Source organism: Acidovorax temperans, from assembly GCF_028596105.1.
Lineage (GTDB): Bacteria > Pseudomonadota > Gammaproteobacteria > Burkholderiales > Burkholderiaceae_C > Acidovorax > Acidovorax temperans.
In genome coordinates, this window is record NZ_CP117193.1 from 1,848,945 (window position 1) to 1,870,381 (window position 21,437).

The 21,437-nt window shown below is 64.6% G+C and carries 17 protein-coding genes; 11 read left to right on the top strand and 6 right to left on the bottom strand.

Going from position 1 to position 21,437, the window contains the following annotated elements; genetic code table 11:
- Positions 1 to 48 precede the first annotated feature (48 nt).
- The 7 genes from cadR to PQV96_RS08910 all read left to right on the top strand — a co-directional run bounded on the left by cadR (position 49) and on the right by PQV96_RS08910 (position 10,127).
- A complete protein-coding gene (gene cadR, locus PQV96_RS08880) occupies positions 49 to 489 on the top strand; it encodes a Cd(II)/Pb(II)-responsive transcriptional regulator (RefSeq protein ID WP_198847949.1) in 441 nt (146 codons plus the stop codon).
- A gap of 204 nt (positions 490 to 693) precedes the next feature.
- A complete protein-coding gene (gene aceE / locus PQV96_RS08885; protein ID WP_273625033.1) occupies positions 694 to 3,402 on the top strand; it encodes a pyruvate dehydrogenase (acetyl-transferring), homodimeric type in 2,709 nt (902 codons plus the stop codon).
- Between the two features lie 18 nt (positions 3,403 to 3,420).
- On the top strand, positions 3,421 to 5,046 hold the full coding sequence (gene aceF / locus PQV96_RS08890; RefSeq protein ID WP_273625034.1) for a dihydrolipoyllysine-residue acetyltransferase: 1,626 nt from the start codon (positions 3,421 to 3,423) through the stop codon (positions 5,044 to 5,046).
- Between the two features lie 16 nt (positions 5,047 to 5,062).
- Positions 5,063 to 6,904 carry a dihydrolipoyl dehydrogenase gene (gene lpdA, locus PQV96_RS08895; protein ID WP_273625035.1) on the top strand — a complete coding sequence of 614 codons (1,842 nt, stop codon included), beginning with the start codon at positions 5,063 to 5,065 and terminating at the stop codon, positions 6,902 to 6,904.
- Positions 6,905 to 6,945: 41 nt separating this feature from the next.
- Positions 6,946 to 7,170, top strand: coding sequence for a DUF3079 domain-containing protein (locus tag PQV96_RS08900; protein WP_273625036.1), 225 nt, complete (start codon positions 6,946 to 6,948; stop codon positions 7,168 to 7,170).
- Between the two features lie 236 nt (positions 7,171 to 7,406).
- On the top strand, positions 7,407 to 8,828 hold the full coding sequence (locus PQV96_RS08905; RefSeq protein ID WP_066783797.1) for an aspartate kinase: 1,422 nt from the start codon (positions 7,407 to 7,409) through the stop codon (positions 8,826 to 8,828).
- Positions 8,829 to 8,978: 150 nt separating this feature from the next.
- On the top strand, positions 8,979 to 10,127 hold the full coding sequence (locus PQV96_RS08910) for an ATP-binding protein (RefSeq protein WP_273625037.1): 1,149 nt from the start codon (positions 8,979 to 8,981) through the stop codon (positions 10,125 to 10,127).
- Between the two features lie 75 nt (positions 10,128 to 10,202).
- On the opposite strand, the gene PQV96_RS08915 is transcribed toward PQV96_RS08910, so the two are convergent.
- Positions 10,203 to 11,117, bottom strand: a complete 915-nt coding sequence (locus PQV96_RS08915) for a DMT family transporter (RefSeq protein ID WP_066783791.1) — start codon at positions 11,115 to 11,117, stop codon at positions 10,203 to 10,205.
- A 403-nt stretch (positions 11,118 to 11,520) separates the two neighbouring features.
- On the opposite strand from PQV96_RS08915, the gene PQV96_RS08920 reads away from it, so the two are divergent.
- Positions 11,521 to 12,522: a class I SAM-dependent methyltransferase gene (locus PQV96_RS08920; RefSeq protein WP_273625038.1), complete on the top strand. Its 1,002-nt coding sequence runs from the start codon at positions 11,521 to 11,523 to the stop codon at positions 12,520 to 12,522.
- Between the two features lie 147 nt (positions 12,523 to 12,669).
- On the opposite strand, the gene PQV96_RS08925 is transcribed toward PQV96_RS08920, so the two are convergent.
- Positions 12,670 to 13,158, bottom strand: coding sequence for an EVE domain-containing protein (locus PQV96_RS08925; protein ID WP_207375164.1), 489 nt, complete (start codon positions 13,156 to 13,158; stop codon positions 12,670 to 12,672).
- Between the two features lie 205 nt (positions 13,159 to 13,363).
- Here PQV96_RS08925 and PQV96_RS08930 point away from each other — a divergent pair, with 205 nt between their 5' ends.
- From PQV96_RS08930 to PQV96_RS08940, 3 genes are read left to right on the top strand one after another with little or no spacing between them, the layout of a single operon-like run.
- A complete protein-coding gene (locus tag PQV96_RS08930; protein WP_207375163.1) occupies positions 13,364 to 14,629 on the top strand; it encodes a hypothetical protein in 1,266 nt (421 codons plus the stop codon).
- 26 nt (positions 14,630 to 14,655) lie between these two features.
- Entirely contained in the window at positions 14,656 to 15,252 is a 597-nt protein-coding gene (locus PQV96_RS08935; RefSeq protein ID WP_207375162.1) for a DUF3592 domain-containing protein, read from the top strand.
- A complete protein-coding gene (locus PQV96_RS08940; RefSeq protein ID WP_273625039.1) occupies positions 15,249 to 15,803 on the top strand; it encodes a DUF3592 domain-containing protein in 555 nt (184 codons plus the stop codon). The genes PQV96_RS08935 and PQV96_RS08940 overlap by 4 nt, the downstream gene beginning before the upstream one ends.
- Before the next feature lie 11 nt (positions 15,804 to 15,814).
- Here PQV96_RS08940 and PQV96_RS08945 read toward each other — a convergent pair whose 3' ends face one another.
- The 4 genes from PQV96_RS08945 to PQV96_RS08960 form a co-directional block, all read right to left on the bottom strand.
- A complete protein-coding gene (locus PQV96_RS08945; RefSeq protein ID WP_273625040.1) occupies positions 15,815 to 16,996 on the bottom strand; it encodes an HPP family protein in 1,182 nt (393 codons plus the stop codon).
- A gap of 195 nt (positions 16,997 to 17,191) precedes the next feature.
- Positions 17,192 to 19,999, bottom strand: a complete 2,808-nt coding sequence (locus PQV96_RS08950) for a DEAD/DEAH box helicase (RefSeq protein WP_273625041.1) — start codon at positions 19,997 to 19,999, stop codon at positions 17,192 to 17,194.
- A gap of 9 nt (positions 20,000 to 20,008) precedes the next feature.
- Positions 20,009 to 20,629, bottom strand: a complete 621-nt coding sequence (locus PQV96_RS08955; RefSeq protein ID WP_273625042.1) for a hypothetical protein — start codon at positions 20,627 to 20,629, stop codon at positions 20,009 to 20,011.
- Between the two features lie 186 nt (positions 20,630 to 20,815).
- Positions 20,816 to 21,400: a C40 family peptidase gene (locus tag PQV96_RS08960; protein WP_273625043.1), complete on the bottom strand. Its 585-nt coding sequence runs from the start codon at positions 21,398 to 21,400 to the stop codon at positions 20,816 to 20,818.
- Positions 21,401 to 21,437: the final 37 nt, after the last annotated feature.

The following is a 21,437-nucleotide window of genomic DNA, read 5'->3' on the forward strand; positions in this document are numbered from 1 at the left end:
AAAACTCTATAGTCGCTATAGAGTCAAGTGAAAAATGGAGATTGAGGCATGGAAATCAGAATTGGCGACCTCGCCAAGCGCTCTGGGTGCGAGGTTGTGACCATCCGCTACTACGAGAAGGAAGGGCTGCTGCCGAAGCCAGCGCGAAGTGGTGGCAACTTTCGGTTGTACAGCGATGTGCACATCGAGCGTTTGCAGTTCATTCGTCATTGCCGTTCGCTCGACATGACGTTGAGCGAGATTCGCGCATTGCTGGGTCTGCGAGACAACCCGATGCAGGACTGTGGGGAGGTCAACACGCTGCTGGAGGCCCATATTCAACAGGTGGAAATGCGTGTGTCCGCGCTGTTGCAGTTAAAACGGCACTTGGTTGATTTGCGCGAGAAGTGTTCTGGCTCTCGATCTGTAGAGGCGTGCGGCATTTTGCAAGGGTTGGGCAATTGCAATTGCCATGGTGAAAGTGCCACGAACAGTCAAACATCTGGGTAAGTAAGGGCCTAGCGTGCTTTATTTTCCGTTTTCTGAGGCGACCCCAAGTGTAGGGGGCGGCCATTCCCTTTTCAGCAGCTGAAATTATGTGCGTTTGCAGCAATTTATCGTAATATGAAACATACGGGCACCATTTGAAATGAAGGCGAATTGTGCGAAACTACGCCACAATTTTTGCCAGCTGCAACTCACAGGAGACAAAGCATGTCAGCTCAGCCCGACCCACAGGCCGGCCTCGGTATCGGCACCGACGCGGATCAACAAGAAACCCGCGAATGGATGGATGCCCTGTCCGCCGTCATTGAAAAAGAGGGCCCCGAGCGCGCCCATTCCCTGCTAGAGCAACTGCTGGAACATGCCCGGCAAAGCAGCATCGACCTGCCGTTTTCTGCCAACACCGGCTACGTGAACACCATTGAGCCTGAGCAGGAAGCCCATTGCCCCGGCAACATCGCCATTGAAAAGCGCCTGCGCGCCTATATGCGCTGGAACGCCATGGCCATGGTGGTGCGCGCCAACCGCCTGAACCCTGCGGACGGCGGCGATCTGGGTGGCCACATTGGCTCCTTCGCTTCCGTGGCCAGCATGTTCGGTGCCGGCTTCAACCACTTCTGGCATGCCGCCAGCGAAAACCATGGTGGCGACCTGCTGTACATCCAGGGCCACAGCGCCCCCGGCATCTACGCCCGCGCTTATCTGGAAGGCCGCCTGAGCGAAGAGCAGCTCGACAGCTTCCGCCAGGAAGTGGACGGCAAGGGCCTGTCGAGCTACCCGCACCCCAAGCTGATGCCCGAGTTCTGGCAGTTCCCCACGGTGTCGATGGGCCTGGGCCCGCTGATGGCGATCTATCAGGCGCGCTTCCTGAAATACCTGCACGCGCGCGGCATTGCCAATACCGAAAACCGCAAGGTCTGGGTGTTCTGCGGCGACGGCGAGATGGACGAGCCCGAATCCCTGGGCGCGATCGGCCTGGCCGCGCGCGAGAACCTCGACAACCTGGTCTTCGTCATCAACTGCAATTTGCAGCGGCTGGACGGTCCGGTGCGCGGCAACGGCAAGATCGTGCAGGAACTCGAAGGCGAGTTCCGCGGTGCGGGCTGGAACGTCATCAAGCTGCTGTGGGGCTACGGCTGGGATGAGCTGCTGCGCCGCGACAAGACCGGCAAGCTCAAGCAGCTGATGATGGAAACCCTGGACGGCGACTACCAGGCCATGAAGGCCAACGACGGCGCTTTTGTTCGCAAGAACTTCTTCGGCAAGTACCCCGAGACCGCCAAGCTTGTCGAGCACATGACCGACGAAGAAATCTTCGAGCTGCGCCGTGGTGGCCACGAGCCCGCCAAGGTCTACGCCGCCTTCCACGCCGCCAACGAGCACAAGAACCAGCCCACTGTGCTGCTGGTCAAGACCGTGAAGGGCTACGGCATGGGCAAGGCCGGTGAAGGCAAAAACACCGTGCACCAGACCAAGAAGCTCTCGGACGAGGACATCAAGTACATCCGCGACCGCTTCAACATTCCGATCCCGGACAGCCAGCTGGCCGACATTCCGTACTACAAGCCTGCCGATGACACGCCCGAAATGCAGTACCTGCACGAGCGCCGCAAGGCCCTGGGCGGCTATTTGCCCCAGCGCCGTCCCCAGGCCGAAGAGAGCTTCACGGTGCCGTCGCTCGACACCTTCAAGGCCATCCTGGAGCCCACGGCGGAAGGCCGAGAAATCTCTACCACCCAGGCTTACGTGCGCTTCCTCACGCAGCTGCTGCGCGACCAGGCCCTGGGCCCCCGCGTGGTGCCCATCCTGGTGGACGAAGCCCGCACCTTCGGCATGGAAGGTCTGTTCCGCCAGATCGGCATCTACAACCCCAAGGGCCAGCTCTACACCCCGGTCGATCGCGACCAGGTGATGTACTACAAGGAAGACAAGGCCGGTCAGATCCTGCAAGAAGGCATCAACGAAGCCGGCGGCATGGCCAGCTGGATTGCTGCGGCCACCTCGTACAGCACGAACAACCGGATCATGATCCCGTTCTACGTGTACTACTCGATGTTCGGCTTCCAGCGCATCGGCGACCTGGCCTGGGCAGCGGGTGACATGCAGGCGCGCGGCTTCCTGCTGGGCGGCACTTCGGGCCGTACCACGCTGAACGGCGAAGGCCTGCAGCACGAAGACGGCCATAGCCACATCCTGGCGAACACCATCCCCAACTGCGTGAGCTACGACCCGACCTTCGCCCATGAAGTCGCGGTGATCATGCACGACGGTTTGAAGCGCATGGTGGAGCGCCAGGAAAACGTCTTCTACTACATCACCTTGCTCAACGAGAACTACGCCATGCCTGGCCTGCTGCCCGGCACGGAAGAGCAGATCATCAAGGGCATGTACCTGTGCAAGCCTGGCGCCGATGGCGACAAGCGCGTACAGTTGCTGGGCTCGGGCACCATCCTGCGTGAATCGCTGGAAGCCCAGACCCTGCTGGCCGCCGACTGGGGCGTGCAGGCCGACGTGTGGAGCTGCCCAAGCTTCAACGAACTGACCCGTGAAGGGCAGGACGCCGACCGCTGGAACCTGCTGCACCCGCTGGAAACCCCACGAGTGCCGTTCGTCACCCGCCAGCTGGGCAGCCGCAGCGGCCCCGTGGTGGCATCGACCGACTACATGAAGGCCTATGCCGAGCAAATCCGCCCCTTCGTGCCCAAGGGCCGCAGCTACCGCGTGCTGGGCACCGACGGTTTCGGCCGCTCGGACTTCCGCAGCAAGCTGCGTGAGCACTTCGAGGTGAACCGTCACTACATCGTGGTGGCCGCACTGAAGGCGCTGGCCGACGACGGCGTGGTGCACGTGTCCAAGGTGGCTGAAGCCATTGCCAAGTACGGCATCAACGCCGACAAGATCAACCCGCTGTACGCCTAACCCGAGACGGAGACAACAATGGCATTGGTCAACATTCAAGTCCCGGACATCGGGGATTTCGACGAAGTCGGCGTCATCGAGTTGCTCGTGAAGGTGGGTGACACCGTCAAGGCCGAGCAGTCGCTGATCACGGTGGAGTCCGACAAGGCCTCCATGGAGATCCCCTCCAGCCACGCTGGCGTGGTCAAGGAACTCAAGGTGGCGCTGGGCGACAAGGTCAAGCAAGGCTCGGTGATTGCCGTGGTGGAGGCCGTTGGCGCCACTGCCTCAACACCAGCGGCTGCGCCCGCACCTGCAGCGCCTCCTGTAGCCGCCGCACCTGCGCCAGCAGCAGCGGGCCCCGTGGAAGTGCGCGTGCCCGATATTGGCGACTTCAAGAACGTGGCCGTGATCGAGCTGCTGGTCAAGCCCGGCGACACCGTGGCGCTGGAGCAATCGCTCTTCACCGTCGAATCCGACAAAGCCTCCATGGAGATTCCTTCGCCTGCCGCTGGCGTGCTCAAGGAACTCAAGGTCAAGATCGGCGACACCGTGAACATCGGTGACCTGGTGGCCATTCTGGAAGGCGTGGCCAGCGCAGCTGCACCTGTTGCCGCAGCTCCTGCAGCCGCCGTGGCTCCTGCTCCCGCCATTGCAGCCGCAGCCCCTGTGGTGGCTACGGCTACGGTAGCAGCGCCCGCCCATCAGCCCGGGTCTGCCACGGTGGGCCTGCCACACGCCAGCCCCTCGGTGCGCAAGTTCGCCCGCGAGCTGGGCGTGCCGCTGGAAGAAGTCAAGGGCAGCGGCCCCAAGGGTCGCATCACCCAGGACGACATCCAGAACTTCACCAAACAGGTGATGAGCGGCGCTGCGCAAACCAAGGCCCAGGCCGCGAAGGCGCCCGCTGCGGCGTCCGGCGGCTCCGGTGTGGGTCTGGACCTGCTGCCCTGGCCCAAGGTGGATTACGCCAAATTCGGCCCGGTGGAACGCAAGGACCTCTCGCGCATCAAGAAGATCAGCGGCGCCAATCTGCACCGCAACTGGGTTGTCATCCCGCACGTCACCAACCACGACGACGCGGACATCACAGACCTGGAAGCCTTCCGCGTGCAGTTCAACAAAGAGAACGAGAAGAGCGGCGTCAAGGTCACCATGCTCGCCTTCATGATCAAGGCCGCTGTGGCTGCGCTCAAGAAGTTCCCCGAGTTCAACAGCTCGCTCGACGGCGATCAGCTGGTGATGAAGAACTACTTCCACATCGGCTTTGCGGCCGACACGCCCAATGGTTTGGTGGTTCCCGTCATCAAGGACGCCGACCAGAAGGGCATTGTGCAGATCAGCAAGGAAATGGGCGAACTCGCCGCCAAGGCGCGCGAAGGCAAGCTGGCCCCGGCAGACATGCAAGGCGGCTGCTTCTCCATCAGCTCGCTGGGCGGTATCGGTGGCCGTTACTTCACGCCCATCATCAATGCGCCGGAAGTAGCCATCATGGGCGTGTGCAAGAGCAGCATCGAACCCAAGTGGGACGGCAAGCAGTTCGCCCCGCGCCTGATGCTGCCCCTCTCCCTGAGCTGGGACCACCGCGTGATCGACGGCGCCGCCGCCGCACGTTTCAACGTGTACTTTGCCTCGCTGCTGGCGGACTTCCGCCGCATCGTGATGTAACGCGAGGGCCCGACACATGGCAATCATCGACATCAAAGTGCCCGACATTGGCGATTTCGCCGAAGTCGGTGTGATCGAAGTGCTGGTCAAACCCGGCGATGCAATCCGCGCGGAGCAGAGCCTGATCACCGTGGAGTCCGACAAGGCCTCCATGGAGATTCCCTCCAGCCACGCTGGGGTGGTGAAGGAACTGAAAGTGAAGCTGGGCGACAAGATCGCCGAGGGCGCCGTGGTGCTGACGCTGGAAGTGCAGGGCGCTGCCGCTGCGGCACCGGCTGCAGCACCTGCCCCCGCAGCCCCGGCTTCTGAGGCAAAACCGGCTCCAGCGCCCGCTGCACAAGCGCCAGCAGCTCCTAATATTGCAGCAGCCAGCTTCGGCGGTTCTGCGGATCTGGACTGCGACGTGCTCGTGCTGGGCGGCGGCCCTGGCGGCTACTCGGCAGCCTTCCGCGCTGCCGACCTGGGCCTCAAGGTCGTTCTGGTAGAGCGCTACGCCACCCTGGGCGGCGTGTGCCTGAATGTGGGTTGCATCCCGTCCAAGGCGCTGCTGCATGTGGCGGCCGTGATGGACGAGGTGTCGCACCTGTCTGCCGCTGGCATCGACTTTGGCGCGCCCACCGTAAACGTGGACAAGCTGCGCGGCCACAAGGAAAAGGTCATCGCCAAGCTCACCGGCGGCCTGGGCCAGATGGCCAAGATGCGCAAGGTCACCATCGTGCGTGGCTACGGCGCCTTTGTGGGTGCCAACCACCTTGAGGTGGAAGAAACCACCGGCACCGGCCAGGACAAAACCGGCAGCAAGAAGGTGGTGGCGTTCAAGAAGGCCATCATCGCCGCTGGCAGCCAGGCCGTGCGCCTGCCCTTCATGCCCGACGATCCGCGCGTGGTGGACTCCACCGGCGCACTGGCGCTGCAGGGCGTGCCCCAAAAGATGCTCATCGTCGGCGGCGGCATCATCGGCCTGGAAATGGGCACGGTGTACAGCACGCTGGGCGCCCGCCTGGACGTGGTCGAGATGATGGACGGCCTGATGCAGGGCGCGGACCGCGACCTCGTCAAGGTCTGGGAGAAGATGAACAAGCACCGCTTCGACAACATCCTGCTCAAGACCAAGACCGTGGGCGCCCAGGCCACGCCCGAAGGCATCCAGGTGCAGTTCGAGGGCCTGGACGGCACGAAGAGCGAAGGCACCTACGACCTGGTGCTGCAGGCCGTGGGCCGCACGCCCAACGGCAAGAAGATCGCCGCCGACAAGGCTGGTGTGGCCGTCACAGACCGTGGCTTCATCAACGTCGACATCCAGATGCGCACCAACGTGCCGCACATCTTCGCCATTGGCGACATCGTGGGCCAGCCCATGCTGGCGCACAAGGCGGTGCATGAGGCGCATGTGGCGGCCGAAGTCATCGCGGGTGAGCTGCAGGGCAACAAGGAACTGGCCTCTGCCGCGTTCAACGCCCGCGTGATCCCGAGCGTGGCCTACACCGACCCCGAAGTGGCGTGGGTGGGCCTGACCGAAGACCAGGCCAAAGCTCAAGGCATCAAGGTCAAGAAGGGCCTGTTCCCCTGGTCGGCTTCTGGCCGCGCCATTGCCAATGGCCGCGACGAGGGCTATACCAAGCTGCTGTTTGACGATTCGCCCGAGGCCCATGGCCACGGCAAGATCCTGGGCGGGGGTATCGTGGGCACCCACGCGGGCGACATGATTGGCGAGATCGCGCTGGCCATCGAAATGGGCGCCGACGCGGTGGACATCGGCAAGACCATCCACCCGCACCCCACGCTGGGCGAAAGCATTGGCATGGCGGCGGAAATTGCCCACGGCAGTTGCACCGACGTGCCACCCCAGCGCAAATAACGCGCCGTAGCACAGGAGCCCGCACCGACTGGAGAAGCGCCATGGCAGCCGTCAAGAAGTTTCCCAAAGCCCCCGCCCACCCCGAGCGGGTGTGCTGGGGTTGCAACTTGTACTGCCCGGCCAAAGACATGCGGTGTGGCAATGGCTCCGACCGAACCCAGCACCCGGCAGAGCTGTTTGGGGACGACTGGGATCAGTGGGGGCTGGATGCAGACGCGGCCTCGGCGGAGCCTTCGCCAGCAGATGAAGTGCCACCCAAGGTCTAGCAGCATCCAGCGCCATCACTCGCGAAAAAGCCGCACGGTTTTCCGGACTGTGCGGCTTTTGCGTTTTGGAGAGATAGGGGCTGGCGCAGCAAGCGCGCCAACTGCGGTCAGCAATTGGCCTTTGGTCAAAACGGCACTGGCGAAAACTGGTGGAAAATACCGGGTTTGCTGCCACCGTGCTAGCAGGCAGCAATTTCGCCCCGGCTTTCCACCCTTTTGCTCTCTCGAGCCTGTCCATGCAAGACGTTCAAAACTCCAAGATCTCTGTCGAGAAGATCGGCGGCACTTCCATGACCGCCTTTGGCGATGTGCTGCGCCACATCATGTTGTACGACCGTTCTCGGATTTACGGCCGCATTTACGTGGTGTCTGCCTACTCGGGCGTGACGAACCAGTTGCTGGAGCACAAAAAGACGGGCGAGCGCGGCATTTACGCCCTGTTTGCCGAAGGCAAGGGCTATCAGGACGCACTGGCCAACCTGGCCACCAGCCTGAAAAAGCTCAACGCAGGCTACGCCGACCTGGGCCTGCCGCTGGATGTGGCCGACGCCTTTGTGGACCAGCGCATTGGCCAGGCCCGCGAATACCTGAACGCCATGCACCATGTGCTGGCCAGCGGCTACCTCAGCCGCAAGGATGTGCTGCTGGCAGCGCGCGAAGTGCTGGCATCGATTGGTGAATCGCACAGCGCGTTCAACTCGGTCGAGATCCTCAAGGCCAACGGCGTCAACGCCGTGTTGATGGATCTGGCTGGTTTTGACGACAACGAAGCCTGGACCATTGACGAGCGCATTGCCCACAGCTTCAAGGGCCTGGACCTCTCTGACAAGGTGGTGGTGGCCACCGGCTACACCAAGGGCACCGAAGGCATCATGCGCGAGTTTGACCGCGGCTATTCTGAAGTCACCTTCAGCAAGATCGCCGTGGAAGTGCGCCCCGCCGAGGCCGTGATCCACAAGGAATTCCACCTGTCTTCTGCTGACCCCAACCTCGTCGGTCTGGAAAACGCCATCGTGGTGGGCGCCACCAACTACGACGTGGCCGACCAGCTGGCCGACGTGGGCATGGAGGCCATCCACCCCAAGGCCGCCAAGCCGATGGAGCTGGCAGGCATTCCGATCCGCCTGAAGAACACGTTCGAGCCCGACCACCCCGGCACCCTCATCACCAAAGATTTCGTGGGCGAGCGCGCCCGCGTCGAGATCGTGACCGGCACCGACAAGGTCACGCTGATCGAGATCCACGACCCCAGCATGGTGGGCACGGTGGGCTTTGATGCCGGACTGATGGAAGTGTTCTGCAAGCATGGCGTGAGCTACATCCTCAAGGCCACCAACGCCAACTCCATCGCCCACTTGGTGTGGGACAGCCAAGCCACCCAGGAACTGGTGGCCGAGCTGGAGGAGACCTACCAGGTCGTGACCATCAAGCCCAGCGCCATCGTGTGCGCCATCGGCTCCAACATCAGCATCCCCGGTGTGCTGGCCAAGGCAGCGCAGGCGCTGGCCGATGCCCATGTCAACGTGAACTGCGTCTCGCAGACGCTGCGCCAGGTGAACATGCAGTTCGTGATCGAACGCGAAGACTACAAGACTGCCGTGAAGGCGCTGAACATGGCGCTGTGCGTCAATTCAGGCACCCCTGTGCCTCGCGTCTGACCCGCAACGTTTTGACCGCCTCAAGCCCGCCCAGCGCGGGCTTTTTTGTGAGCGCGGGGGCCTGTAGGGGGATCAGGGGTTGCAGCATGGCGCTTTATCTTTTTTATCCAAAATAGATAATTAACCTGTAGAAGATAAAAAGAGGTAAGCATGGCCACCGACGTTTTTCACCGCACTGCCTATGCCGAGCAGATGGCGCAGCAACTGCTGCAGCCGTCGCCACTGCACATGAACGTGCGCTCGGGCGTGCTGCTGTCGGGCATACGCCGCGTGGGCAAAACCACCTTCCTGCGGCAGGACCTGGTGCCCGCGCTGGAAGCACGCGGTGCACTCGTGGTGTATGTGGACCTGTGGGCTGACCGCAGCAAGAGCCCTGCAACCCTGGTGCTGGACGCCGTGCGCGCCACACTGCAGCAGATGCAGACCCCCGGCTCGGGCCTGCTGCAGCGCTTCAAGGGGCTGAACCTGGGGGCCGTGGGCCTGACCCTGGGCTTCCAGATCGAACACCTGGGCACCCCCGGCGGTGCCACGCTGGCGCAGGCGTTCTCTGAACTGGTGGCCAAAGCCAGGGTCGATGTGGTGCTGATCGTGGACGAGGTGCAGCAAGCGCTGGGCACCGAAGACGGTACCAGCCTGCTGCACGCCCTGAAGGCCGCGCGGGACGCGGTGAACGCCCAACCGGGCACACCAGGGCACTTTCTGTTTTTGGGCACCGGCTCACACAAGTCGCTCATCACCGACATGGCCACGCGCCATTCACAACCCTTCACCGGCGCGCTGACCACAGCGTATGAGCCGCTGGGGCAGGATTTTGTGCAGTGGCAACTGCAGCGCATTGCCAGTGCACCGGGCGTGGTGCTGCCCAGCGCTGCCGTGGCGTGGGCGGGCTTTGAGGCGCTGGGCCACCGGCCAGAAGAAATGCTCAAGGCCCTGGTGCAGTTGCAAAGCGCCCAGGCGCCGGCCGACCAGGCGTTCCCTATCATCTGCGCCACGCTGGCATCGGCCGCGGCCGATGTGGAGCTGCGCGCCATCGAAGAATTTGGCGAGTTGGGCCAGGCCGTGTTCGACTTCATTGCCCAGGGCAGCGAAACCGGCGTGTCGGGCCTGTTTGCCGAAGAAGCCATGGCCAGCTACGCGGCCCGCACGGGTGGCAAGGTGCCCACATCGCAGGTGCAAAAGCTGGCCGAAAAAATGATCAGCGCCAACCTGATTGCACGCCCCGGCCATGGCATCTACACCGTGGCCGACCCGTTTGTGCGCAAGGTGTGGCTGGAGCGGCGCAAGCTGCTGCAGCGCTAGGTCGCCACAATTTGCTATTAAATCAATAGCTATTGGCGCTTTGCCAGTAAGCGATACAGCCATTTTTTGCTTGAATCACACCTTGCGGCGGCTGATGAGCAGCACCCCCGCCAGCACCAGCCCCGCCCCCATCATTTGCCACACCGACATGGGCTCGGCCAGCAGCCAGTAGCCGAAGAAGATGGTGAGCATGGGCCCCAGCGTGCCGATGAGTGCGGTGCGCGCCGCGCCAATGCGCCGAATGGCGGCCGAGGTCATGAACACCGGCAGCACGGTAGAAAACACCGCCATGCCCACCGCGTGCAGATACACCGGCGCCGGTTGCGCCAGCGCCTGCAGGGGCTGGCTCACGGCAAAGTGCAGCAATGTGGCCACGGTAGACACCAGCATCGCCAGCGCCGTGAAGCGCGCCGCGCCCAGGCGCCGAATCACGGGCTCGCTGCCCGCCTGGTAGAAGGCGTAAGACACCGAAGAGCCCAGCACAAACGCCGCGCCGATCAGCACGGCCCGCATCTCGCCCGCAATGTGCAAGTCGTGCGCAAACGCCAGGCCAATGCCCGCGTACGACAGAAGCAGGGCACCAATTTCGCGGCGCGACGCGGTTTTGCCCAGAAAGACCACGCCGATCAGGATGGTGAGGGTGGGGTAGGTGAACAGAATCAGCCGCTCCAGGCTGGCGGTGATGTACTGCAAGCCCATGAAGTCCAGAATGCTGGCCCCGTAGTAGCCCAGCAGTCCGAGCGCCGTCACCCAGCCCCATTCGCGCAGGCTGAGCGGGGGCAGGTTGCGGCTGGCCTTCCAGCCCACCCAGGCAAACGCGGGCAGCGAAAACACCATGCGCAGCGCCAGCAGCGTGACCGAATCCACCGGCACGGCCTGCGGCACTGCATAGGCCAGCTTCACAAAAATGGCTTTGAAGGAAAAACCCAGCGCCGCCAGAATGGCGAGGGCAATGCCGAGGCGTTCGGCGGACCAGTGTTTCCAGGGCATCAGTGGGGGCGCAATCCAGAAAGTGCGAGGCGGGCGGTCAGGCACCTGCCTTCGTTGAGTGGACGTGATGATGGGGCAAACCCGCAGTCCCCGCCCTTGCCCATTTCCACAGCGTGCATTCGCCAAAAGCGAATGGTGCTACTGTGCATGCCGCATTGGGGCGGGCGGCACATTCACCCGCTGCTGCCAGTGGAACGGTGGGGCGCAAGGCGCAGATACTTTCCACTTGCTGCAAAAAACATAGCTGCCTGCGCTTGTTAGCATTGCGCTAGCGGCCATTTTTGTATAAAACCCTGCCTCCCCACGCGGGTGGCGTTGTTGCCCCCGGCCACTCGATCCCTCCATTCGCTTGCACCCGCACTGCACCCTGGCGGGGGCATGACCGTTCCATATCGCTTCCTCTATGCAAGCCTTGCTCAGCGCCATCGCCTCCATGCCCCTGCCCACCGATGCGCAACGCATCTTTCATGGCCGTGGGGGCCGATACCCCGGCTGCGAGCAGTGGACGCTGGACGCCTACCCGCCCGTGTTCGTGCTCACCAGTTTTTTGCCAGCCACCGACGAGACTGAAGCGCAGTTGGCCACCATTGGCCAGGCCCTTGCAGAGCGCTGGGCCGTGCTGGCCCCAGGGCAGCCGCTGAACTGGGTCTTCCAGTGCCGCAACGAGGCCCTGCGCACCCAGGGCCGCACCGAAACGCGGCTGATGCAGGGCGAGGTGCCTGACCCGCACGTAGTGACCGAGCACGGCGCGCGCTTCAAAGCCCATGTACTGCGCGGCCAGAACCATGGCCTGTTTCTGGACATGGCTGAAGGCCGCCGCTGGGTGCGCCGCTATGCCGAGGCCCGCAGGCAAGACCGCTATGGCCTCAAGGTGCTCAACCTCTTTGCCTACACCTGCGCGTTTTCGGTGGTGGCATTGCAGGGCGGGGCCAAACAGGTGGTTAATGTGGACATGAGCCACGGCGCCATGGCCATTGGCCAGCAAAACCATCAGCTCAACGGCATCACCACCGGCGCCAGCTTTTTGGCGCACGACATCTTTAGCAGCTGGGGCAAGATCACCCGCAGCGGCCCCTACGGCCTGGTCATCGTGGACCCTCCCAGCTACCAAAAGGGCAGCTTCGTGGCCACCAAAGACTACGCCCGCCTCATGCGCCGCCTGCCCGACTTGCTCGCCCCCGGCGGCCACGCGCTGCTGTGCCTGAACGCGCCCGAGCTGGGCGTGGACTTTTTGCAAAACCAGATGCAGGAACTGGCACCCGAGCTGCAGTTTGTGGAACGCGTGGCCAACCCGGCCGCGTTTGCCGATGTGGACGAGGGCAGGGCGCTGAAGGTGCTGGTGTACGCCATGCCCGACCTGCCCCAGCCCAACGCGGCAGGCCCAGCCCCGGGATGTCCTGCATAACCCTCGCGAGTCGGTGGTAGTGCGGATCGGGATAGGCTGCAAGGCGTCTTTTTGCAGCCAATAGCCGGGCTATTGGCAAGAAAAGCAACGCAGCGGACTGCCCGAGGCCGCGCTATCACGGACCGCAGGGAGCTATGCAGGACATCCCTACCGGGCCAGCCGCTCTGTAATCTCGGCCCATTCCTCAGGCTCCACCGGCGTGATGGACAGGCGGCTGCCTTTTTGCAGCACCCGCATGCCCGCCAGCGCCGGGTGGGCCCGCAACTCGGCCAGGCTGATGAGGCGCGTTTTGCGCAGGGCCTGCACATCCAGAAGGAGCCAGCGGGGCGCATCGGCGGGCGATTTGGGGTCGAAATAGGGGGAGGCGGGGTCGAATTGCGTGGGGTCCGGGCGGGTGCCGCTGGCCACGCGGGCAATGCCGGCAATGCCTGGCTCGGGGCAGCTGGAGTGGTAGAACAGCACGCCGTCGCCCACCTGCATGTCGTCGCGCATGAAATTGCGCGCCTGGTAGTTGCGCACGCCCGTCCAGGGCACAGTGGCGTTGGGCGCGGCCAGGGCGTCGTCGATGGAACACTCGTCGGGCTCGGACTTCATGAGCCAGTAGCGGGGCGCTGGGGAAAGGGTGGATGTGGTCATGGGGTCGGCGGCTGGCTTGGCAGGTTTTTGATGCTATTGATTTAATAGCTGATGGCGCTTATTCCATAAGCGCCATGTGCCATTTTGGCTTGAAAAATGGTGTGGCCGTTAGACTGGGTTCCACAAAAGTCAGCGCACCCGCGCACATACCGCGCGCCGAAGCCCGCGCGAACCACAACAACAACGATGCCTGAGGGAGTCTGTGATGGGTTCATCCGCAGAAAACGGGACTGTGCATGCCCCGCAAGGCCAACCCTGGCTGACGCGCAAGGCATGGGCAGACAACCGCATTCGGTCGCACAAGCGCTGGGAGGTCATCATCCTGTGGGGCTTTGCCGTGGTCTGGAGCGCTCTGTCCGTGCCCCTGGCCTATGTGCAGATTCCCAAGGCTTTGGCACGGGGCGAGACGCTGGTGGCCTGCATCATCGGCGTCATGCTGGTGGTGGCGGTGGGGTTGCTCATCGGCGCCATCCGCACCACGCGCGATGCGCGCCGCTTTGGCGATGTGGCGCTGCAGCTCGACCCGTTTCCGGGCAGTATTGGTGGGCACTTTGGCGCCACCACGGTGCTGCCCGTGGCGTATCGGCCGGGGCTGCTGTTTGCCGCCACGCTGGCCTGTCTGCACCACAGCACCCGCCGCACTACCGACGCTGACAACGACAACAACACCGAGGTCCGCGAGAACGTGCTGTGGCAAAACGAGGGCATGGCCCAGGTGCGGCCGCAGGCCGATGGCATTGCGCTGAGCTTTCGGCTGGATGTGCCCCCAGGCCTGCCCCCATCGGAGCCCACCCAAGGCGACCACCACGCCTGGCGCCTGACACTGGAGAGCCGCAGCGATCCACCGCTGGCATTTGTGCGCCACTTTGACGTACCCGTGTACGCCACGAGCGAGGCATCGGCGCGGCTGGTGGGTGATGCCGCCCAGCACCCCGCAGCGGTCCAGTTGCGCAAAGCCCAGCTGGACGAGGTGGCCCGCCTGCAGCCCACCCCCGGTGGGGTGGACCTGTATTTGCCCTATGGCCGCACCTGGCAAAAAAACCTGGTGTGGCTGGTGTTTGGCGTGACCTTTGGCGGCTTTGGCCTGCTGGCGGGCCGCCTGGGGGCACCGCTGCTGTTTCCCCTGGTGTTTGGGGGCGTGGGCGGCGCTTTTACCGTGTGGGCCATTTTTGCGCTGGGCAACAGCCTGAAGGTGCAGTTCAGCCCCCAGGGCCTGCGCACCGAGCGGCGCCTCTTGGGCTTCATGTTGGCCTGGCACCAGGTGCCCCGCAGTGATTTGCAGGGGCTGCAGCTGGTGCAAAGCTACACCTCGCAATCGGGCTCGCAGCACACCGTGTGGTACCGGATACGGGTGGCGCTGAAAAACGGCAAGACCATCACGGTGGCCGACAGCCTGCGCGGCGAGGCCGTGGCAGAGCAGATGCTGCAACAACTCGCCCAAGCCACCGGGCTGCCCGTACGTTCGGGCTGACAGCCATTCATCCTCTCTCCAGCCCCATGTCTCGCACATCCACACCCGCTACGCCTCTCGCCAGCGCAAATCCTTCTCACGCGGGGGAGGCTTCCTCGCCGCTCAAGCTCGGCCTGGCGGCGCTGTTCATGCTGCCCTTTGTGGTGCTTGGGCTCAGCCTGCTGCTGTTCGGTGTGGCCCCCACGCTGGTGGACTGGGCCCGCGCCCAGCAGTGGCAGGCCACCCCGGCCATCGTTGAATCTGCCGCCACCCTGTGGGAGCCTGGGCAATTGGGCGCGGCAGCCTACGGGGTGGAGGTGCGCTTTCGCTACACCGCGGCGGGCCAGGAATACCGCGGGCAGCGGGCATCACTGCACATAGGCAATGGCAACGCCAGTCTGTATTACCAACAACTGGGCGAAAGGCTGGAAGCCGCGCAGCGCACAGGCACACCGGTGCCGGTGTGGGTCAACCCCGCCCAGCCCACCGAATCGATGGCAGACCGCAGCCTGCGCCTGGATTTGCTGGCACTGGAGCTGGTGGTAGCGCTCGGCTTCACGGGCTGCGGCCTGGGCGTGTGGTGGGTGCTGCTGCGCATTTGGCGCAGCCAGCGCCGGGGCAGTCTTCCCAGGTCAGCGTCATGACCCAGCAACTCTCTGCCGCCGAGCGAAAGCAAACGCTCATCGGGCTACTCATTGGGGCTGTGCTGGCCGTGCCATTTGACGCGGCGGGCCTGGGCATTCTGCTCTTCATGACGGCGCCCATGGTGTATGACTGGGCGCGCATGCAAGCCTGGCACAGCGTGCCAGCGCAGGTGGAGGCGGCCACGCTGCAAAGCCACAAGCCCAGCAAAGGGGGCACCGCCCACAGCATCGCCATCCGCTACCGCTACCAGGTGGGCGGGGTGGAATACACGGGAAGCCGCGCCTCCCTCACCACGCGCGCCGACAACATCGGCAGCTTTCAAGAGCAGCTGGGCCATCGCCTGCAGGGCGCCGAACGCACGGGCGAGCCAGTGACGGTGTGGGTCAACCCCGCGCAGCCCACCGAGTCGATCGTGGACCGCAGCCTGCGCCCCGGCCTGCTGGCCTTGCAGTTGGGGCTGGCCCTGGCGTTTGGGGGCTTTGGCGGCCACCTTTTGGTGCGCATGGGGCGCACGATGTGGGTCCGGCTGCGCACACAGCCCCCGGGCTAACGCCGGGGTGGTTACAGCTTGGCCGCCTGGCTGGCCTGGCCCAGTGCAATGCTCTTGTACAGCGCCACCAGCAGGTCCGACTGCGTGACCATGCCCACTACCTTGCGCTGTTCATCCACCACCGGCACATGGGGCAGGGCACGTTGCGAGATCTGGCGAATCAGCTCCGACAAGGGCGTCTGCGGCGTGGCCGTGAAAACGTCGGCGCTCATGATCTGGCCCACCACTTCGGGCTTTTGCGCAAACAGGCCCGGCGTGCGCTTGAGCAGCACCTGAATCCGCGTGGCCAGGTCTTTGGGGGTGGACTGCTGGTCAATCTGGCGCAGAAAGTCAGCCACCGTGACGATGCCGATCACCCGCTCAAACCGGTCCACCACGGGCAGGGATTTGATCTTGTGCTGGCGCAGCAGCCTCCAGGCCTGGGCCAGCTCGGTGTCGAAGTGGGCGGTGATCACGTCGCGCGACATGATGTCGGCGCAGGTCAGCGCCACATGGCGGCCAAAGGCGTGGTCCACCGCCAGGTTGTAGATCTCGACCAGCTCATCCTCTTGCACGTCCACAAAGGTGTTGAGCGCTTTGACGGCGCTTTCCAGGTCCGTGTGGTTCAGCCCCATGCGCTCAATCGGCGGCCGGTCTTGCGTGCGGTGGCTGGGGCCGGGCGGGGTGCTGCTGTGCGGGTAGCGGCGGCGCAGCAGCATGCGGTTGATGAGCAGCGCCACCAGCAGCAGGGCGCCTGCGTTGATGGCAATCAGCTCGGCCACCGCCACCATGTCGGCGTTGGAATACGGGCCGTTGAGCACCAGCAACAACGCCAGCGCGCCCCCCGGCGGGTGCACGCAATTGAGCCAGGCCATGAGCCAGATGGTCAGCGCCACCGCCAGGGCGGCCGCCAAAATGGGCTGGGTAACCCAGTGCGAGCAGGCCAGCCCCGTGGCGGTGGCAATCAGGTAGCTGCCCAGCAGCGGCCACGGCTGGGCCAGCGGGCTGTGAAACTGCACAAACAAAATGACCACACTGGCCCCCACGGGCGCCAGCGGCCAATGCGCGTCCAGCGGCAGGCTGCGCAGCAGCAACCCGCAGGCCGCTAGGCACAGCAGTGCACCCAGGCTGGCTTTCCACCGCTCACTGCTCGATAGGGAAAGGGTGTTGCTCAACACCCTGGTGTGGAACCAGGCGTTTATTCTTTTGTGCACTTGAAACGAAGAGCAGGAAGGCTGGGGGAGGGACGAACGCTTGCCGCCGTGGCGCACCACATTGGGGCGGGCGCACATGGTACCGCTCAGGCCGCGCCATCGCGGCAGTAGGGTTTCCGTCGCCCGCGCTGCAGATTTGCTATCTTATTGATAGCTTGCTGCGCTTGTCAGTAAAGCGCTGGGGGCGAAAAAAACCTAATTTTCGGGCGGCTGCAGCGGCCGAGGCCGCCGCTGGCCGGTGCCGCCCCAGCGCAGTGCATCGTCGCCTGGAATGCCCAGCGGGTTGTTGGCGGGCTCGGTCAATGGCGCCAGCAGCGCGTGCAGGTCGGCCTCGCTGAACTTCACCGCGCCCTCGGCATCGTGGCCCAGCACGCCATGCGCCAGCGCGGCCTTGCGCGCCTGCAGTTCCAGCATGCGTTCCTCGATGCTGCCTTCCACCACCAGTTTGTAGACGAACACAGGCTGTTCTTGCCCGATGCGATGGGCGCGGGCGGTGGCCTGCTCTTCCACCGCAGGGTTCCACCAGGGGTCGAGGTGGATCACGGTGTCGGCAGCCGTCAGGTTCAGCCCCACACCGCCTGCTTTGAGGCTGGCCAGCAAAATGGGCGCGCTGGTTTCGTCCTGTGTCTGAAAGCGCTTCACCACGGCCCCACGCTCACGCGGCGGGGTCTGGCCGTTGAGGGTGAGGTAGGGCAGGGCCAGGGTGTCGAGCAGCTCGGCCGCCAGCGCCAGCATTTCGGTGAACTGCGAGAACACCAGCACGCGGCGGCCTTCATCGACCAGGGCGGGCAGCAGGTCGGCCAGCAGTTCGAGCTTGGCGCGCTCCATCGTCTGGGCGGTCTTCGTGGTTCCTTTGACGAGGCGAGGATCGCAGCAGACCTGGCGCAGTTTCAGCAGAGCATCGAGGATGGCGATTTGCGAGCCTTCAAAGCCTTGCCGCTCCAGTGCGCGGCGCACCTGCTTGTCGGCGGTGGTGCGTACGGCCTCGTACAGCTCGCGCTGCCTGCCCTGCAGCTGCACGCGCAGGATGGTTTCGGTGCGCGGCGGCAGCTCGGTGGCCACATCCTGTTTGCGGCGTCGCAATATGAAGGGGCGCACGCGCTGCGACAGCAACTGGGCGCGCAGGGTTTCGCCGTTTTCTTCGATGGGCTTGCGCCAGCGGGCGTTGAAGCTGCGCACATCGCCCAGAAAGCCGGGCATCAAGAAGTCGAACTGCGCCCACAGCTCGCCCAGGTGGTTCTCCAGCGGCGTGCCCGTCAGGCACAGCAGGTGCGGTGCCTGCAGCTTGCGCAGGGCGCGGGCGCTGCGGCTACCGGCGTTTTTCACCATCTGCGCTTCGTCCAGGATCAGCAGGTGAAACGGCTGCTCAGCCAGCGCGTCTACATCGCGCCACAGCAGCGGGTAGGTGGTGAGCACCAGGTCGTGCTGGCCAATGTGCGGGTGACGCTGGGCGCGGCCGGGGCCGTGCAGCGCCAGCACGCGCAGGCCAGGCGCCATGCGCGCAGCCTCGGCCTGCCAGTTGAAGAGCAGCGAGGTGGGCAGCACCACCAGCGCGGGGCGCTTCAAGCGTCCGGCCTCTTTTTCAGCCAGCACATGGGCCAGGGCCTGTGCGGTTTTGCCCAGGCCCATGTCGTCGGCCAGAATGCCGCCCAGGCCTTGCTCGCGCAGGTATTGCAGCCAGGCCAGGCCCTCCAGCTGGTAGGGGCGCAGCAGCACTTGCAGCCCTTGCGGCGCTGCTACCGGCTGGGGCGTGCCGATGCGGCGCAGGCGCTGGGCCAGCTGTGCCAGGCCGGCGTCGCCCTGTAGCTGCCAGTCGTTGCTCCAGCCATTCACGGTGCCCACACGGTGGGCCTGCACCAGCCCGGCGCGCAGGGCCTCGATGCGGCGGGCCTCCCACGCGCCCAGGCGCAGTGGGTCGCCTTCCTGGCGCTGCTTGCGTGTGGGGTCGGTGAGCAAGTCCACCATCGCACCCACGATGGCCTTGAGCGGCCCGGCGGGTGCCTCGATGCGTTTGCCGCCAGGGGCGCGCAGCTGGATGATGGCCAGATTGTCGATGGCGGCCATCTGCTGCGCATTGAGCCAGCGCGCATCGCGGCGCAGCAGGTCGGCCAGTAGCGGGGCCAGATCCAGGATTTCGCCGTCGATCTCAATGCCCAGCGTCAGCAGCCAGGCGCCTTCGCGCTCGGGCAGCATGAGCTTTTGCACGGGGCGCTCGCGCGCGGCCAACGGGCCATCCACCTCCTTGCCCAGCAGCTCGCCAGTGTCAGGGGCAATGTGCAGCTTCCAGCGCTGCACGGGCACGCTTTCGTGCGCAAAGCCGGGGCGCACCACCACGCTCCAGCCTTCGGCGCGCAGCTGTGGCACCACGTCGGCCCAGAAGTCGCCGAAATGCGCCTCCTGCGCCAGCGTCCACACCGGGCCCAGGCTGCTGGCGGCGGCGCGGTGGCGCCACTGCAGCTTGCTGGCGTCCACAGGCATCAGGCCCAGGTCCCACACGCGGTCCATGGCGTCGGCCTCGGCCGCCAGGTTGCGCTGCATGCGCAGCACGGGGCCGCCGGTGTCAAACAGCTCCTGCACGGGGGCAGGGCGGGCGCCCAGAACGGAAGTGGGAGCAGGCGTAGCCCAGGTGGCGCCACTCTCGGTGCGGTACGTCCAGTCGATCTGCGCCAGCGTCACGCTGTCGCCGCGTGGGCCCAACTTGCCCTGGGGTTGCATGCCCAGCAAGCCATCACCACGGCCCAGGGTCATCAAAGTCAGCCGGGGGCGGAACTGGCCTGGGGCCACTTCTGAGGAAGCTGCGCCGCCCGAGTGCGCTACTGCGGGGGCAGCGCTTCGCATCAACGCCATCGCCTGCGCGGCTTCGCTGTCGGTCAGCGGGGCCATGGCCCGCAATTGAGCGGCGCTGGCTCCATCGCGCAGCGCCTGCACCCACGACTGAATCACCGCCGCCCGGTCCAACCGGTGCAGTGCCGCATCAGCGTTTGGCTTGCCTGATGGCGCCATAGGCCGCTTTTAGAACTCCCAGGCCATGCCCACCTGGCCAAAAGTACGGCCATTGCCACGACCTGCGGCAACCGACACCTTCAAGCCCTCGGCAATCTCGTAGCGCAGCCCCATCGCTTTGTCGGGCCGCAAGCGTTGTTCACCGTACACCTCGGCGGTGGCTTGAAGTTGCTGCGCCAGCGGCCATTCGTAGCCCGCCGCCCAGGTGGCTGCGCTCTGGCTTGCGCCCTGCGCCTTCACCACCTTGCGCCCCGCGTTCAAGTGCAGCGCTTGCCCGCTGGCAATGCGGTAGGTGGCCAGGGCGGTTAAGGTAAATTCGCGCTCGGTCCAGCGCCCGGGGGTGGCATCGTCCCGCACCCGTGTGCGCCCCCAATCCAGCCGCCCGCCTGCAGACCAGCCGGTGTCGCTCTGCAAAGGCACCCATTTCAGCCCAAAGCCCAGGCCCCGGTAGGTGGTGGCGGGTTCGTACTGCCTGTCTTTGGCACGGCCCAGCACGGCTTCCATCTCCAGACCCGGAAGAACGCCTGCGCCCACCACCAAATCCACGCCCCGGGTCTTGTCGTCGCGGAACGCAACGGCTTCCAGCTTCACTCCGCCCTGGGCAAGGGTGCCCGCGTCATCCGTGTACATGGGCGACTCGGCCGCTGCTGGCAGGGCGCAATTCAACCCAGCCAGGGCAATGCACCAGGCGATTGCTGGAAACGTTTTGAAAGGAGGGAGGGGGAAGGTCTTAGGGCACTCAAGCGTAGAGCGCCCATTTTGCAACGACCGGGACAGCGCGAAAACCGAGGCGGCCCGCAAGCCGCCTGTGCACGCTTACTTGATGTCGTCCACCTGGCCGACCTGGGTGCCAGCCGTTGGCGCCACCCGGCGGGCGCCATCAAAGCGGCGCTGCCAGTAGCTTTGGCGCATGTCTTCCACGCGCACTTCCGAGCCACTGCGGGGGGAATGAATGAACTTGCCGTCGCCCACATAAATGCCTACGTGGCTGAAGGTGCGGCGCATGGTGTTGAAAAAAACCAGGTCGCCCGGCTGCAGTTCTTTCTTGTCGATCACCTGGGTGGATGCCGCTTGCTGGTCCGCACGGCGGGGCAAGACCATGCCCACGGTTTGCTGGTAGATCGCCCGGACAAAGCCGCTGCAATCAAAACCGGTTTCTGCGCTGTTGCCGCCGCGCTTGTAGGGCACGCCCAAGAAGCCCATGGCGTTCACCACCAGGTCAGAAGCCCTACCTGCCACGGTGTGTGCCTTGTCCGAGACGCTGTGGCGAACCTGTTCCAACTGCGACAAAAAGCCCTTGTCTGCCAGCAAACGGTCGATTTCGTCGGTGTTAGCTTCTGGGGGCGCGGCATGCGCGGCGGTGGCAAAAACGATGAGGATTGAACAAAGCCATTTGGACATGGGGGCGAAGGGTACCACGCTCGCTGGCGAAAACGGC